Raw genomic sequence first — 14,506 nt, 5'->3', positions numbered from 1 at the left:
GAAAGTGCAGTTTTTGGGCGCCACTCGTGAAGTTGGACGCTCTGCTGTGGCAGTGATGACGGAGAAGACCAAGCTTTTGCTAGATTACGGCGTCATGATGGATCATGAACCCGGCTTTCCCATGCACATGCCTCCGAAAGAAGTACACGGTGTTGTTATGACACATGGGCATCTTGATCATTCGGGTGCGGTTCCGATTTTTCACATTCAAGAGCAGAAGCCTGTTTTTGGCACGCGTTTGACCTTTGAGTTAGCGCAGATATTGATCGCGGATTTTATTCATCTTTCTGGTTATTACTTGCCTTTTGAGTACCTTGAGTTACGTTCCATGATGCGCAACACCGTGCCTCTGGGTTATCGAGAAAACCGCGCAATTGGAGACATGCAGTTGCAGCTTTTGGATGCTGGTCATCTGCCTGGAAGCGCTCAAGCTTTAGTTGAGGCAGATGGCAAACGCCTAGTCTACACAGGCGATTACAACACCATAAGCACTCAGCTGCTCAAAGCTGCAGATGAAAATTACGGCACCATCGACGCCTTTATTGTAGAAGCTACTTATGCTAACGAAGATCATCCAGAACGAGTTGCACTGGAAAAGGAGTTCGTGGAGAAGATTATTGATGTGGTTGAAAACGGTGGCACTGTGTTGGTTCCTGCCTTCAGTGTGGGGCGTTCGCAAGAAATTGCATGCGTGTTAGCGGCGTATCATTTCGAGTACCCTATAACAATCGATGGCATGACGCGGGAAACCAACCGCATACTCTCCAACTACACTATGTTTCTGCGTGACCCACGCCTTTTCATGGACGCTGTGCGTTCAGGCGACAATGTGGAAGATTGGCGCGACAGACGCCAAGCGCTGAATAAGCCTGGAGTGATCATCTCTCCTGCAGGCATGTTGAAAGGTGGACCGGCTGCGTTTTACATCCAAAAACTCGGAAAAAAGCATCGCAACGCCGTGTTCTTGGTCAGTTATCAGATTCCGGGCACTCCTGGGCATGAACTGCTTGAGAAAGGACACTGCGTAATCGATGGCAGGATGCAGAAGATCAAGGCGCGTGTGGAGCGTTTTGACTTCTCGTCTCACGCTGGCGCCAGCGAGCTAAAGCAAACAATAAACAAACTGGAAGGTAACCCCAAAGTGTATGTGATGCATGGCGCTGAAGGCAATTGCGAACGCTTCGCCAAATGGGTCAAGGATGAGACAGGGTTTGAAGCCGTGGCGCCTCGTTCTGGAGACGCTTTCACGGTATAAACCAGATAGGGAAAACAAAGTTTTGAAAATAGCCATCATGCCCGTGGGACAAGTCGACATCGACGTTCTACGAGCCATTCAAGACGGGCTAAAAGCAGTTCTTCCAGAAACCGAATCTGCGGGCGTCGAGAAACCGATGCAATTGACGCGCCAAACATACAATGCCGCTAGAAAGCAGCATCATTCCACCCAAATTCTGTCAGAAATCAATCGGTACGCAGAGAAGGTTGAAGCTGACTACATTCTGGGCGTGACCAAAGTTGACTTGTATGTGCCCAACTACAACTTTGTTTTTGGAGAAGCAGGATGCCCAGGGAGAGTTGCGCTAGTTTCGTTATGTCGGCTTAAGCCTGAATTCCATGGGGCGGCGCCGAATAAACAGTTGTTTCAGCAGCGAGCGTTGAAAGAGGCTGTTCACGAGATTGGACACGCGCTTGGTTTGGAACACTGCAAGAACCCGTTTTGCGTCATGTTTTTCTCGCTTTCAATTGAGGACACCGATAAAAAGGGCGTCGGATTCTGTGATGACTGCCACCTACTGGTTCACCGAGCCATGGAAAAATAACTGTCCAAGACGTCAGCTTTTCATCACAAGACACATAAGCGTTGAACGCCGTAACCAGAATTTTCTGCGAAGGCGAAATAGCATGTCACACGAACTTGGAAAGACAGTTCTAGAAGCGGCAGGCAGGAATGGCGCTTCATACGCAGACGTAAGGATTGGAGAGATTTTTGACGAGCATGTAACCGTGAAGAAAGGATTGCCTGATGAGGTCAGTCTAAGACAAGCCGGTGGAATGGGCGTCCGAGTTATTGTTGACGGCGCGTGGGGTTTTGCAGGTTCAATATTCCTAAACAAGAAAGAAGCTATGCAAACAACGAAAACAGCGGTCAGCATCGCCAAAGCCAGTGCAAAACTCAAGAAGAAAAATGTAAAACTGACATCGCAAAAAGCTTCAAAAGACAAGTACACTGCGCCTATGAGAAAAGACCCTTTCAAAATACCTTTAGAGGAGAAGATAGAGGTTCTCTTAGCCGCAGAACGCATCATAGCCACACAGTCTGACCTGATAAAATCTTCTTCCGCGTTTTTCCGGGCTTTTCGAGAGAACAAGCTCTTCATGAGCACCGAGGGCGCCGAGGTTAACCAACAGGTAACATGGTGTGGCGGAGGCTTAGAAGCCGTTGCTGTCAAAAATGGAGAAGTGCAGCGCAGATCGTTTCCCGCCTCATTCAGAGGTAACTTCAGCACCAGCGGCTACGAGTTCTTTGAATCATTGGTGCTGCCAGATCACGCAAAGCAAGTGGGCAGCGAGGTGGTGCAGTTACTCGATGCGGAAAAGTGCCCTTCAACCGACGCGGACTTGATTCTTACTGGAGACCAGCTTGCGCTTCAGGTTCACGAAAGCTGCGGACACCCAACCGAGCTTGATCGAGCACTTGGCATGGAAGCCGATTATGCAGGCACCAGTTTTCTTGTCCCGGACGAGTTGGGCAGACTGAAGTATGGTTCAGAAAGCGTGAATATAGTTGCTGATGCCACTGTGTCAGGCGGATTGGGAACTTTCGGTTACGATGATGAGGGAACACCTGCAACATGCGTTAACCTGATCAAAGACGGCTTATTTGTGGGATATCAGACCTCTCGAGAGACTGCTGCAGAGCTAGGACTGAAGCAGAGCAGTGGAGGTATGAGGGCGATGTCTACAACCGCGCTGCCTTTGATTCGCATGACCAACATCAACCTCTTACCCGGAAGCTGGAAAGCAGATGAAATCATAGAAGACACAAAAAATGGAGTGTTGATGATGGTTAACCGGTCGTGGAGCATTGACGACAGAAGACTCAACTTCCAGTTCGGCACAGAAATTGCTTGGGAAATCAAAAACGGAAGCAAAGGGAAACTTCTCAAAAACCCCACTTACACAGGCATGACGCCTATTTTCTGGGGCAGTTGCGACGCAGTCAGCAAGAACGACTGGAAAATGTGGGGCACACCGAACTGTGGCAAAGGAGTCCCGGGACAAGTAATATACGTGGGGCACGGATGCAGCACGGCTAGATTCCGAAAAACAAGGGTCGGTGTACTCCGTTGAGGAATGATGAAAAGATGGACACAAAAGAGCTTCTTGACCTATCCAAAAAGACGGTTAAAGTCGCCTTGAAGAAAGGAGCGGATCAAGCGCAGGCATCGTCTTTTCTTGCAGATAGAGCTCTGACACGATTTGCCAACTCGCAAATCCATCAAAACGTGGCTTCAAGAACCGGCGGCATAATCATCAAGGTCGTGACGAAAAAGAAGATTGGAACGCTGTCAGTTAACACGTTGAATGTAGAGCAGATTGAGGACGCGGTGGAAAAAGCCCTTACGATAGCGAAGGTTACGCCTCCGAACAAAGACTTCAAAAGCTTGCCCACGCCCCAAAAATGGTCTCCAATCAGAGGAGCACATGATCCAAAAACCGCCACCTGCACACCCAGCTTCAGAGCGGACAAAGTCAGGGATATAATACAAACCGCTCATTCAAAGTCTAAGCATGTGAAGGCTGTAGCTGGATCCTATAGCACTGGAGCATCGTCTTTCGCCATCGCTAACTCGCTTGGAGTCACAGCTTGGGCGCAAATGTCGCTTGCAAGCGTTAACGTAACAGTGATATCCGAAGTCGCTGGTTCTCAAGGCTTTGGCTCAGCTGAACAATACTCAAGGTTTGTGAAGGAGATCGACCACATTCAAGCTGCAGAAGAGGCAGCTGAAAAATCAGCGAAGAACGTGAACCACGAAAAACTCGCGCCTGGTGAATACGAAGTTGTTCTGAGTCCACGTGCGGCTGCCACATTCGTGACTTTCCTGAGCTTCATGGGTTTTTCAGCCACCACCTACCAAGACGGTCAATCCTTTGTGAAGTATCACTTGGGAGAACAGGTTTTCGACGACAAACTCTCTGTGAAAGATGATTCAAGGGACCCTTTGACCTTATATGCTACGCCTATTGATGGCGAAGGGGTTCCAAAAAAGCCCATGAAACTAATCGATAAGGGCGTGGTTTCTGAAAAGAGCATCTGCTACGACTCGTTCACAGCAGGAAAAGAGAAAGGCAAAAAGAGCACCGGGCATTCGCCTCCACCTATGGCCGGGTTATTTGGTCCGATGAGGCCAGTTCCCATCAACTTGATCGTGCGCTCCGGCGATGCTTCAATGGACGAGATGATTGAAGACACAAAGCATGGAATCTTTGTTACACGATTTCACTATACGAATCCAGTTGATCCTACAAAGGCGATCCTCACAGGCTTAACTAGAGACGGAACGTTCCTCATTGAAAACGGTCAACTAAGCAAGCCTATTATGAATCTTCGCTACACGGACAGCATGCTTTCAGCTTTGAAAGACGTTCCAATGATGGGCAAAGACCTGCAGCGAACTAGTGACAGCACGACTCCAAGCATGAAGCTGCGAAAGTTGAGGTTCACTGGAGCAACACAATACTAAACTGCCGAATCACTGAGCCTGACCTTTACAAATGTGCCAAGTCGTCGCTATTCCATATCGAAATACGTATTCCTTGACGCAACCTCATACCCGAGAATCCTCTTTCTAGTTCCCTCATGACTTCCGTGTGCGTGCTCTCTGGTATGCTCCATTGAAACGAGAAGACCCTTTTGTTCATGTGGCTGAGACTCTTTTCAACATCGACGTAGTAAGAAGCTACGTGAATGGACTTTGAAGGCGTAACTGAATCCATCAAGTCGCGTACTGGGTTTTCTCGTTTGGGCATTTTGTATCCGTGATTTTCCAGTAGATGTGTGTAGGCGTCTCGCATTGGATTGTCACGTTCATGAATTGTCGAAACAATGACCCCGGCAGTAACTCTGCGAATCTCCCTCAGAACGGCTTTCCATTCAGGAATAAGATGCAAAACGGCATTGCAGATTGCGGCATCGAATGAGTCGTCTTTGAAAGGAAGAGCACAAATGTCTCCCCGGAACAGGTCTTGGGTGCCTTTTTCTTTGGCAACGCTTAGCATCTTTTGAGAGATGTCGATGCCGACAACTTCGAATGCTCTGTTCTGCAAGGGCTTCGCGAATCTGCCCGTGCCCACGCCAGCGTCTAGGATGGTTCTGCACGCGCTCAGCTCTTTTGCCAGCATGTTTAGCAATTGCTTCATGACGTGTTCTGGCGGGCCTCTTGTCTTGTCGAATATTTGGGCAACGGGGTCAAATGATATTCTTCTCAACTGGGCAACTCGGTGAATTGACATATCTCATGTCGCTCTTATATTAACGCCTGAATCACGGCGGAATTGTTGATTCTGATTCTCATGAAGTTTCAATGCCAACTGGTGCTCTTTTGCCCCGAGGTTTAACGTCAACCGTTTCTTGTACATACACTAGCAGTATGGCGGTTGTTATGATTCCGAGAATTGAGTTGACGTAGAAAGGTATGCCATATCCGGGTACAGATAAGCCTCCAATGTTCCACGATGTGAACCTGTACAGGTCGTAAAGCAAAGTCGACACAATTGGACCCACAATGTCTCCCGCTGTAAAGAAAGTGTTGTACAATCCAAACAGTCTACCCCTAACCTCCTTGGGTACGAGGTCCGCCCTCAAACCCTGCATCGCCGGCATAAAAATGTTGAAGCCCAACGAGCGAATTGAAAGAAATAGCGTAGCCTGCCCAACATCGCCGGTAAAAGGAAGTACAAAACCGCAGAAGCGCGAGGAAAAACCCCCAATTGCTATCATAGGTTTTCTGCCAAGTTTGTCGGAAATCCGCCCTGCAATCCAACTTGCGAGCAGCCCTACAAGACCTGCAGCTGTCATGACGGAGCCTATCATAATGGGTTCAAGGCCGAACTTGTCTTGAAAGAAAAGCGCGATGAGGGGCAGTATGAAGCCTAGAGCAATGCCGTTTGCAAACGCGGTGACTAGAAGTATCTTGAATGCCCGTGAATACTGCACCTTGATCTTTGTCTCGGAAGGTGAAGACGGGGCGTCTGGACGCATGCGTGCATCGCTTAAACCTTGCTTCTGCGTGTCTGTGGTTTTCTCAGTGATTTTCCAAGCGACCAGAATCACAGCTACCACTGCGAATGCGGCGTCTACAAAGTATGGGATTCTGTAGCTGCTTATCTCGTCCAGAAATTGTGAGGCAATAAACTGTGTTGATCCACCAAAGGCTGGGCCTACATTTCTTCCGATTATGGCGCAAGATGACACGAACCCAAGAGCTTCTCCTCTTCGTTGAACTGGAACCTTGTCGATTAGTAATGCTTCAGCGGGCAATGTGGCAGCGGCTGTGACAGCTCCATTAAGCGTTCTGATTACTAGAAGCCAATGCCATGTTGGCACAAGTCCAGTGAGAGCGCCAAATATGACGTCTCCGAACAAGCCCCAGAGCATGATCCTTTTTCTTCCAATCTTGTCGGAGACGCTTCCGATTTTTGGGGAGAGCAGGGCGGAAGCTGCCATAAAGCTTGATGTGAATAATCCGATGGAAGCAACGGAAGCACCGAGAGATAGCGCATAATCTGGAAAATAGGAAAAGGGTATTGAGAAGGCAAGAGCCTCTATGAATGAAACTGCGCCTAATACCAGAACGTCGCCACTGTAGAGTCTTCTAAGCGCCATGCAGCCACTTTCAATATGCTATGCAGAAACTAAAACCTAGACACGCTGTAAATGTATAAAGCTTTGTCGTGGGTGGAAGATGCCTCAGACTTCGCGTATTTCGCATCTGAGTTTCTTTATGATTTCTTCAGCCTTAGGTGGGTCAACTTTGATGGTGTAGAAGGTCTTTGGTGTTCGTATCTTGAGTTTAACAGTTCGCTTTAGTCTTTTGATGGCGCAGTATTCAGCTCTTTCAGCGGCTGCAACAAATTTGTCGACTTCGAAGATTTCACGAGGCATGGTTCAGCCCTCTTCTGTGTTTTCCATGAATGTGCTGGGCAATGTATTATCTGTTGCGGTTGTAGGCGCGATGTCTGAAGAAGGCGTTGACATATTCCGTTGACTGAAATATCCATCATATACTAAAATCCACTCTAAAGGCTATTGGAGAGCCACACAGCGCGAGGGAACAGCGACCAAGATGGCAAAGTCGCTTGAATTCGTATTTCAGTTTCCACCAATCTATGGTGTGTTTGATACTGGATGCGGTGTAGTCTACGTTTTCGGCGAAATACACGATACCGACATCGAAGACGTGATAGTTCACGAGACTCTTCACTATGTTTTGCTTCGGGTTGTTGGAAAAAAGGCAAGCCTAAAGCTGGATAGAATCCACTCGCAAGTTGCGGCTAGTTAGAATCTTTGACGCGGCTTAGCTGAGACTTCTAGTCTGGTCGAGGCTTCTTGCCGTCTTTCTTCTGCGCCTTTAGCTGCTTTTCAGCGGGTTTCGCCTGTGGTTTAGACTGTGGTTTCGGTTTCTTGTAGACCAATGATTCCTTGATTGAAGTGGCTAGTTGCAAGGCAAATGCTCGTTCGACGAAGTAGTGCTCGGCGTGGTTGCTGGTTTTCAGTGTTAAGACGATTCCGTCAGGGTACTTGTAGCTTTCAGGCGCTGTTGGCGTCATGGTGGCGTAGGCTGAATCCCAACCATATAGATGTCTCAGTCTTTCAGTCTTGACATGCATTGAGTCTTTCACCTAAATTTAAGCTAGAAATATCGTTTGGGCAGCCATTTCAGCGTTATGAAACCAGAATCAGAATCGCAGATACCTGTCTTTCCTGAAACGAGAACCATGAGGAAAATGCACGCGAAGAAGAGAGAAATTAGCTGAACGTTGGTCGTAGCCTTAGAACTGAATTGTTCGCCCAATAGCGCCCGCAACAAATGCCAGCAAGCCAATAATGAACCACAAGAGAACTATGTTCTTTGTTCTGCGAGCGCTTTCCCTTGAACAATCCCTCAGAAGCAGAAAAGATGATGCGGCAAATCCGATGTCGGTAACCGCGACTAACGGAATAAACCACCAGGAGACCAGACCTAAAAACCAAGGAACCAAGCTCAGCGAGACAGCAAACAGATAAAAGAAGACTGCGACAATTGCTGCAGTTCTTTCGCCAAAACGCACTGCCAACGTTCTAATGTGGCGTGTTTCATCTCCTTTAACATCAACAATTCCCTTCGTGATCTCTCTGCCCGTGTTCGAGAGGAAAGCCATCAACGCAAAGAGGACAACGTTCAACTGAACCGCATCAGCCAAGACCACGCTGCCGTAGACGAAAGGGATAGCCACACAGATGCTAACTAGAAAATTGCCGGGCAAACCTCTGCGTTTGCCAACAGTTGTGTAGGTTACTACCACGATCCAAGCAATTATGGCTATGACTAGGCAGTAGGCGCTGGTCAGAATTGCGGCAACAAAGCCGACGGCTGTCAAGCCAAACGCGAAAGCTAACGCCTCTTTTGGTTGAACTGCGCCTCTTGGAATTGGCCGTTGAGGTTCATTTATGGCGTCGATTTCGCGGTCATAGTAATCGTTTATGCTCATGGAAGCCGCGGTTAACATGAAACCCGTTACAAACCCATACGCAAGCCTCAGCCAAGGAAATGTTGAAACGGGTTGATTTGCCAAGGCGGCGCCGACTATAACAGCGAAACCCATCATGAGACAGTTGACGGGACGCATTAAGCGCAGAAGACCGCCTAGCTTATTCATAATGGTTCATGCCTTGCCCATACTCAAGCCTCTATCAAAGCATTTAAGATTCACGATTAACCCGATGATAGACACGAAAAACCGCCCGAACATCGAGCCGAACCGTCATGTCTGAGAAATTGACAAGAGTCCAGTTCACAAACCTTGAAAAAATTCTGTATCCAGAGCTGAAAATCACAAAAGCGCAAGTAATTGAGTATTACATTCGAATGGCGCCTAAGATGCTGGGCTTTCTCGCTGATAGACCCGCGGTCTTGACACGGTTTCCAGACGGCATAGATAAAGAGGGTTTCTATGAGAAGGATGCCCCTATGGGAACGCCTGCTTGGGTTGAAACGTACGGGAAATACTCTGAGACATCAAAACGCCAGATCAACTACGTCGTGTGCAATAATTTAGACACGCTTATCTGGTTGGCAAACTTGGCAGCACTAGAAATCCACACCACTCTCACGAAGACCAATTCAATTGAGAACCCGGATCTGGTTCTATTCGATATTGACCCTGAACCACCTGCTGACCACGTTGAGTCTGTCAAAGTAGCGCTCTTGCTGAAGGAGAAGCTAGATGCCCTAGGACTTAGGTCATATGTCAAGACTTCTGGCAAAAAAGGGCTGCATGTAGTCATACCTGTTGTTGGCGGTTACACTTTTGAGCAGACAAGACAGTTTGTACATCAAATAGCCAAACAGTTGACCAAAGAGTCCGATATAGTCGTTTCAGAGTTCGCTAGGTCTAAAGATCCTGGAACAGTGTTCATTGATTACCGCCAGAACTCGCATGGAAGAACCATGATTTGCCCACATAGCCTGAGGGCTGTGCCGCAGGCAACGGTTTCAACTCCATTAAGTTGGGACAGCGTCAAGAAACGATTAAAGCCCGCGGAGTTCACGTTATTCACGGTAGTCAAAATGGAAGACGATCCTTGGAAAAGGTTGCTGGAAGATAGACAGAAGTTGGAAGTGGTTTGAAAGATGGCTAATGAGGTAAAGCCTCGCATACACGTTCCCAAACGTCCCATTTGGTCGGGTCGCATAACAATCGGCTTGGTCAACGTGCCAGTTAAGCTGACGACCATGATTTTTGACAAAAGCGTCACTTTCAGGTTCTTGCATAAGGCTGACAACTCGCCGTTGAAGTATGAGAAAGTGTGTATCAAAGAGGAGAAACCTGTTCTATGGCAAGACATTGCCAAAGGTTACGAAGTGAGCAAAGGGCAATTTATCGTGTTTAACAAAGACGAATTAAGGGCGGCGAGACCTGAATCTGATTCGAGAATCCGCATAGACAAGTTCGTGGACTACTTGTCCACCGATCCGATTTATTTTGAACGGTCTTTCGTACTGTTGCCTGATAAGAGCGACGATGCTTACAGTTTGCTCTTAACAGCGTTGCAGAGTTTGGGCAAAGCTGGAGTGGGCAGAATCACACTCAAAACAAAAGAATACCCTGTTTTGGTCCACCCGTATAGAGGCGCTTTAGTTGTGACAACTCTGCGTTACTCCTACGAAGTTGCGGATCCAAGTGAACTCGAAGACTTGAAAAAACTCAAAGAACCAAACAAGGCGGAGCTAGACCTAGCAGTGAAGATTGTCTCCGATCTTTCAGGCGAATTCAACATCGCGGACTACAAGGACACCTACAGGGAGAAGATTGAGGAACTTATCGAGAAGAAACTGAAAGGCGAAACCATTGTTGTTGAGAAACCCGTGAAAGAAGAGGCCGCCAAAGAACTGATGATAGCCTTGCAGGAAACGCTTAAACAGCTGAAGCAAAAATGAAACGGCTTTACAAGCCAATGCTGGCCCAGCCGAAAGAAGCAGCTTTTACCTCAAAAGACTGGATCTTCGAGATAAAATGGGATGGAATACGGGCGATCAGCTACATAGATGACGCGCTCAGCCTGCGAAGCCGCAACGGCAAAGAGCTGAAACACAACTTTCCCGAGCTAGATGAACTGAAAACTCTGGCCAGCAGCGTGGTTCTCGATGGCGAAATAGTCGTCATGAGTGAGGGAAAAGCTGACTTTCAAACGCTTCTGGAAAGAGCTAACACCAGCAACCCTCGTGACATTGAATATTTGGCGAGCAAGTTTCCAGCCACTTACATCGTTTTTGATATCTTGGAGAAAGATGGAAACCCGCTAACTAGCCTGCCCTTGATCGAACGAAAAAGGATGCTGAGGGAGCAAGTGAAGGAAGGCAGCCGCGTTGTATTTTCGTTTTTTGTCGAAGAAGAGGGCGAAGCCTACTACCAAGCTGCGCTGAAAAAGGGCATTGAAGGGATAATTGCCAAGAAGAAAGATAGCCTTTACGAATCTGGTGTGAGGAGCGATAAATGGCTTAAGATTAAGAGGGTTGCATCGTGCGATTGCGTCATATTCGGCTACACAAAGGGCGAGGGGGCCAGGGAAAGCACCTTCGGAGCGCTGATACTTGGGCTTTACGACAAAGACAAACCAGTTTATGTAGGCAAAGTGGGCACAGGCTTCTCAGACAACTTGATGGAGACTCTTCTTAAGGTATTCAAGCCTCTCGAGGTGCAGGAGAAAACGCTTGAAGCCGCGGATGTTCCTGAGCGGATAGCTTGGCTCAAACCTGAACTTGTGTGCGAAGTTGGCTATCAGAGTGTGACAAATGATGGAAAACTGCGCATGGCACGGTTTCGTGGGCTGAGAGCGGATAAGACGCCGTTTGAATGCAGGCTCGATCAGATCCAGCAGGGTGGGCTGCAGGAGTACCGTGCGAAAAGGGATTTTGCTGTGACCCCGGAACCCACGGGTGGAGCAAGGAGTGAAAGCAAGGTTTTTGTGGTGCACGAGCATCATGCCAGACGGCTTCACCACGACCTTCGATTAGAGAAGGATGGTGTTCTTAAGAGCTGGGCTGTGCCGAAAGGAGTCCCTGAATTCGCTGGCGACAAGAGGCTGGCTGTAGAAACCGAGGATCACCCTTTAGACTACGCGAACTTCGAAGGCGTAATTCCACCTGGCCAATATGGGGCTGGAACAGTCAAAGTCTGGGACAAAGGCGACTATGAGTTGAAGATCTGGGACGAAGACAAAATCGAGTTTTCATTGAACGGAGAAAGGCTTCGTGGACCATATGTCCTTGTTAGGTTTAAGAAAGCTGGCAGTAAACAATGGGTCTTGTTGAAGGCTAGAGAATGATGGGATTTGTGAGAAGCTAGGCTTAAGGCTCTCTTATCAGTGCTTGTCCTCTTTCAGTGAGAACGTATCCGCGGTATGCGTTGTGCTTGGTGAATTTGCGTGCGCGATGGAAAGAAGGATTGCTGGTGACACGAACGAAAGTTATAAGAACAAAGTCCGAGAGCTATTGGAGAAAGAGTGATCTAGCTTGGCGAACCTGAAGCCTTTGGACTATAAGATCCTATCAGAGCTGCTGAGAAACGCCAAGGTAAGCGACAGGCAACTAGCGAAGAAACTTGGAAAGTCTCAACCTACCATCACAAGGAGAAGATCTAAACTCGAAGGAACTTTGATTCAAGGATATACTATCATGCCCCGGTTGCATGAACTGGGCTTTGAAATCATCGCAATAACCTTCATTGCAGGGAAAAGAGAGCAACTCCCACGAGGAAAATATGAAGAAGCACAGGAGAAAGCAAAACAGTGGCATTCAAAGCACCCGAACGTGATCTTCGCCGCAGCAGGACAAGGATTGGGATGGATGGGAGTAGTAATTTCAATTCACTCAAACTACTCTGATTACGTGAAATACAAGGCGGAACATGAAGCCGAGTTCGGCGAGTATCTGGCTGATATTCAAAGCTTCCTTGTAGACTTGAATCCAAAAACTGTTCTGAAACCGTTATCCATGAAATACTTATCGGAAGTCAACCTCGTCTCAAAGCAATGAGACGCTCTTCGGGTCTTCTGTTTACAGTTCTTTCATATGTGCGTAGAAGGCAAATGCGCAGAGTATGTAGCTCACGTGAAAGAGTAGTTCCAGCGTATGTCCACTGTAATAGGAGTTGCTTTGTAAAGCATAACTGAAAAGCATGTCTCCAACAGCATTTAGGAAAAATGCGCCGCTAATAAAGGCCCAAGCCACGCCTATTCTTCCATTGACGAATACGAATAAACCAATCATGGAGAATGAAAGTAGTGAAAGGTCGAGGCCGAGATATACGAGACTGAGCACTGTGGGTATGTTTTTTTCATTTGTTGCGACGACAGAGGGCACTAGGAGGACATAGCATGCGAGTAACACGAGAGAGATAGCCACCGCAAATGCACTGTAACGGATTCTTGACAATGAGAAACCGAAGCTTCGGAGGTAAGAGTGCATGGCGGCGAAAATAGGTACGTATCCTGCCAGCCAGATTGCGTCGACAACTGAGGGGAAGGGTATCTCGTCGTTCAGCGAGAGCGTGTAAAAGGACAAACTTAGTCTGCAAACAAACCAGATCAGCAAGCCCGCGGCGAAGAAGAGCCAGATTTGGGAATACCTATCCCTCAGGTTTCTCCAGTATTTTTTCAGAGCGAAGCTGGCTGACCCCAACGCAGCGGCTGATGTAAGGAGAAAAAGGGCATTAGAGATTAAGTTCATCGAGGAAGAGTAACTTGCCTGAAGAAAGTAGACTAGGCTCAGGGATGCGCCTGCGAAAAGGCCTGCTAGATATGCCGTTTTCATGTCAAGACCTTTAGTTGCTGTTCCTTTGAATCAGAGAAAACTCTTAGGAATTTTGGATTCACATTTCAGATACATCTTTGGTGGGCACGTCAAGCAGATGTCCTACCATGCTAGGTTGTTGATTAGATTTCTTTGGTTTGATGGAAACACAAGCCTTATTAGATGTTTTTGTGGGATGTTTATGTGGGAGAAACATGTCGAAATCCAAGGTTGACCAACGGTACAGAATTGTGGTTGATAAGCAGATTAGAGAGAAGACACACGTTAAGGCTGGAGATGTTGTGGTTCTTGAGCCTTTGAACGATCACAGTTTTAGGGTTACCGTGATAAACTTCAGCGCCGAGAAGCTTGAAGACGATCCGGCTTGGAAGGCTATTCATTCGCCGATTAAGGCTGAAAAGTATATTCCACCCAAGAGACTGGAGAAAATTTTGGAGGATGAGGTTTGGCGGGAGTAGGCAAGGCAGAAGCGAAGCCCCTCGCCATACTTGACTCAAATGTGATAATTTACTCGATGATAACGGACTATCCGAACAGGTTGTATCACAGAAGGTGCCGCGTTCTGTTGGAGAAGGGGCTTAAGGGCGAACTGGATTACATTTTAGGTTTAAATCCGGTGGTTGTTGTTGAAGTCTTTTCAGCATTAAGAAGACTCCTGAATTGGAATGAAGCTGAGTTCAGAACAGGGTCACTTCTGCTTTCGAAGCGCATAGCATTCTTGTCAATCTCAAGAGAAGCTTGCCAAAATTCTATTCAATGGGCAAAGGAAAAGAAGGTTCCAGTGAACGATGCAATGATAGGCGCAAACATGGTAGAGCAAGCCGACCTAATCTACACCACTGACGAAGACCACTTCAAAAAACTTGAAGAATACGAAGTCAAAATCAATAATCCCATCAAGTTATAGCCCAAAATTATCAACTGAATAAAGA

At 47.5% G+C, this 14,506-nt stretch carries 17 protein-coding genes; 11 read left to right on the top strand and 6 right to left on the bottom strand.

Annotated elements, in window-relative coordinates; all coding sequences use genetic code 11:
• Positions 1 to 4 precede the first annotated feature (4 nt).
• The 4 genes from VJ249_05295 to VJ249_05280 all read left to right on the top strand — a co-directional run bounded on the left by VJ249_05295 (position 5) and on the right by VJ249_05280 (position 4,745).
• The gene (locus tag VJ249_05295; protein ID HKZ93978.1) at positions 5 to 1,255 is read left to right on the top strand and encodes an MBL fold metallo-hydrolase; all 1,251 of its coding nucleotides are present in this window, start codon (positions 5 to 7) and stop codon (positions 1,253 to 1,255) included.
• A gap of 22 nt (positions 1,256 to 1,277) precedes the next feature.
• Positions 1,278 to 1,820, top strand: coding sequence for an archaemetzincin family Zn-dependent metalloprotease (locus tag VJ249_05290; protein ID HKZ93977.1), 543 nt, complete (start codon positions 1,278 to 1,280; stop codon positions 1,818 to 1,820).
• Between the two features lie 82 nt (positions 1,821 to 1,902).
• Complete coding sequence (locus VJ249_05285; GenBank protein HKZ93976.1) at positions 1,903 to 3,351, top strand: TldD/PmbA family protein; 1,449 nt, start codon at positions 1,903 to 1,905, stop codon at positions 3,349 to 3,351.
• On the top strand, positions 3,348 to 4,745 hold the full coding sequence (locus VJ249_05280; protein ID HKZ93975.1) for a TldD/PmbA family protein: 1,398 nt from the start codon (positions 3,348 to 3,350) through the stop codon (positions 4,743 to 4,745). Before VJ249_05285 ends, VJ249_05280 begins: the two co-directional genes overlap by 4 nt.
• Positions 4,746 to 4,770: 25 nt before the next feature.
• Here the strand turns inward: VJ249_05280 and VJ249_05275 are convergent, their stop codons facing one another.
• The 3 genes from VJ249_05275 to VJ249_05265 form a co-directional block, all read right to left on the bottom strand.
• Positions 4,771 to 5,514 carry a class I SAM-dependent methyltransferase gene (locus tag VJ249_05275; GenBank protein HKZ93974.1) on the bottom strand — a complete coding sequence of 248 codons (744 nt, stop codon included), beginning with the start codon at positions 5,512 to 5,514 and terminating at the stop codon, positions 4,771 to 4,773.
• A gap of 58 nt (positions 5,515 to 5,572) precedes the next feature.
• Complete coding sequence (locus VJ249_05270; protein ID HKZ93973.1) at positions 5,573 to 6,886, bottom strand: MFS transporter; 1,314 nt, start codon at positions 6,884 to 6,886, stop codon at positions 5,573 to 5,575.
• Between the two features lie 84 nt (positions 6,887 to 6,970).
• Positions 6,971 to 7,165, bottom strand: a complete 195-nt coding sequence (locus VJ249_05265) for a 50S ribosomal protein L38e (GenBank protein HKZ93972.1) — start codon at positions 7,163 to 7,165, stop codon at positions 6,971 to 6,973.
• A 181-nt stretch (positions 7,166 to 7,346) separates the two neighbouring features.
• Between VJ249_05265 and VJ249_05260 the strand changes: the two genes are divergently transcribed.
• Positions 7,347 to 7,562: a hypothetical protein gene (locus VJ249_05260; GenBank protein ID HKZ93971.1), complete on the top strand. Its 216-nt coding sequence runs from the start codon at positions 7,347 to 7,349 to the stop codon at positions 7,560 to 7,562.
• Between the two features lie 28 nt (positions 7,563 to 7,590).
• Here the strand turns inward: VJ249_05260 and VJ249_05255 are convergent, their stop codons facing one another.
• Together VJ249_05255 and VJ249_05250 are read right to left on the bottom strand one after the other, a co-directional pair.
• A complete protein-coding gene (locus VJ249_05255; protein ID HKZ93970.1) occupies positions 7,591 to 7,890 on the bottom strand; it encodes a hypothetical protein in 300 nt (99 codons plus the stop codon).
• A 162-nt stretch (positions 7,891 to 8,052) separates the two neighbouring features.
• Complete coding sequence (locus VJ249_05250; GenBank protein ID HKZ93969.1) at positions 8,053 to 8,919, bottom strand: geranylgeranylglycerol-phosphate geranylgeranyltransferase; 867 nt, start codon at positions 8,917 to 8,919, stop codon at positions 8,053 to 8,055.
• Positions 8,920 to 9,026: 107 nt separating this feature from the next.
• On the opposite strand from VJ249_05250, the gene ligD (VJ249_05245) reads away from it, so the two are divergent.
• From ligD (VJ249_05245) to VJ249_05230, 4 genes are all read left to right on the top strand, one after another.
• Entirely contained in the window at positions 9,027 to 9,890 is an 864-nt protein-coding gene (ligD, locus tag VJ249_05245) for a non-homologous end-joining DNA ligase (protein HKZ93968.1), read from the top strand.
• A gap of 3 nt (positions 9,891 to 9,893) precedes the next feature.
• Positions 9,894 to 10,700 carry a Ku protein gene (locus VJ249_05240; protein ID HKZ93967.1) on the top strand — a complete coding sequence of 269 codons (807 nt, stop codon included), beginning with the start codon at positions 9,894 to 9,896 and terminating at the stop codon, positions 10,698 to 10,700.
• On the top strand, positions 10,697 to 12,088 hold the full coding sequence (ligD, locus tag VJ249_05235; GenBank protein HKZ93966.1) for a non-homologous end-joining DNA ligase: 1,392 nt from the start codon (positions 10,697 to 10,699) through the stop codon (positions 12,086 to 12,088). The genes VJ249_05240 and ligD (VJ249_05235) overlap by 4 nt, the downstream gene beginning before the upstream one ends.
• Before the next feature lie 187 nt (positions 12,089 to 12,275).
• On the top strand, positions 12,276 to 12,797 hold the full coding sequence (locus VJ249_05230) for an Lrp/AsnC family transcriptional regulator (protein ID HKZ93965.1): 522 nt from the start codon (positions 12,276 to 12,278) through the stop codon (positions 12,795 to 12,797).
• 21 nt (positions 12,798 to 12,818) lie between these two features.
• Here the strand turns inward: VJ249_05230 and VJ249_05225 are convergent, their stop codons facing one another.
• On the bottom strand, positions 12,819 to 13,574 hold the full coding sequence (locus tag VJ249_05225) for a hypothetical protein (protein ID HKZ93964.1): 756 nt from the start codon (positions 13,572 to 13,574) through the stop codon (positions 12,819 to 12,821).
• 194 nt (positions 13,575 to 13,768) lie between these two features.
• On the opposite strand from VJ249_05225, the gene VJ249_05220 reads away from it, so the two are divergent.
• Together VJ249_05220 and VJ249_05215 are read left to right on the top strand one after the other, a co-directional pair.
• Positions 13,769 to 14,032 (top strand): AbrB/MazE/SpoVT family DNA-binding domain-containing protein, encoded by a 264-nt coding sequence (locus tag VJ249_05220; GenBank protein HKZ93963.1) that lies wholly within the window; start codon positions 13,769 to 13,771, stop codon positions 14,030 to 14,032.
• The gene (locus VJ249_05215; protein ID HKZ93962.1) at positions 14,020 to 14,481 is read left to right on the top strand and encodes a PIN domain-containing protein; all 462 of its coding nucleotides are present in this window, start codon (positions 14,020 to 14,022) and stop codon (positions 14,479 to 14,481) included. Before VJ249_05220 ends, VJ249_05215 begins: the two co-directional genes overlap by 13 nt.
• The last annotated feature ends 25 nt before the right edge of the window (positions 14,482 to 14,506 follow it).

This window comes from Candidatus Bathyarchaeia archaeon (genome assembly GCA_035283685.1).
Taxonomy (GTDB): domain Archaea; phylum Thermoproteota; class Bathyarchaeia; order Bathyarchaeales; family Bathyarchaeaceae; genus DATETJ01.
Note: the sequence above shows the minus strand (reverse complement) of the source record. Positions and strands in the feature narration are given on the sequence as shown.

What these genes read in the sequence shown, in the direction of transcription:
- ligD (HKZ93968.1), top strand. Translation starts at nt 9,027, where the DNA reads ATGTCTGAGAAATTGACAAGAGTCCAGTTCACAAACCTTGAAAAAATT.
- VJ249_05270 (HKZ93973.1), bottom strand. Translation starts at nt 6,886, where the DNA reads ATGGCGCTTAGAAGACTCTACAGTGGCGACGTTCTGGTATTAGGCGCA.
- VJ249_05255 (HKZ93970.1), bottom strand. Translation starts at nt 7,890, where the DNA reads ATGCATGTCAAGACTGAAAGACTGAGACATCTATATGGTTGGGATTCA.
- VJ249_05240 (HKZ93967.1), top strand. Translation starts at nt 9,894, where the DNA reads ATGGCTAATGAGGTAAAGCCTCGCATACACGTTCCCAAACGTCCCATT.
- VJ249_05250 (HKZ93969.1), bottom strand. Translation starts at nt 8,919, where the DNA reads ATGAATAAGCTAGGCGGTCTTCTGCGCTTAATGCGTCCCGTCAACTGT.
- ligD (HKZ93966.1), top strand. Translation starts at nt 10,697, where the DNA reads ATGAAACGGCTTTACAAGCCAATGCTGGCCCAGCCGAAAGAAGCAGCT.
- VJ249_05265 (HKZ93972.1), bottom strand. Translation starts at nt 7,165, where the DNA reads ATGCCTCGTGAAATCTTCGAAGTCGACAAATTTGTTGCAGCCGCTGAA.
- VJ249_05260 (HKZ93971.1), top strand. Translation starts at nt 7,347, where the DNA reads ATGGCAAAGTCGCTTGAATTCGTATTTCAGTTTCCACCAATCTATGGT.
- VJ249_05275 (HKZ93974.1), bottom strand. Translation starts at nt 5,514, where the DNA reads ATGTCAATTCACCGAGTTGCCCAGTTGAGAAGAATATCATTTGACCCC.
- VJ249_05285 (HKZ93976.1), top strand. Translation starts at nt 1,903, where the DNA reads ATGTCACACGAACTTGGAAAGACAGTTCTAGAAGCGGCAGGCAGGAAT.
- VJ249_05220 (HKZ93963.1), top strand. Translation starts at nt 13,769, where the DNA reads ATGTCGAAATCCAAGGTTGACCAACGGTACAGAATTGTGGTTGATAAG.
- VJ249_05225 (HKZ93964.1), bottom strand. Translation starts at nt 13,574, where the DNA reads ATGAAAACGGCATATCTAGCAGGCCTTTTCGCAGGCGCATCCCTGAGC.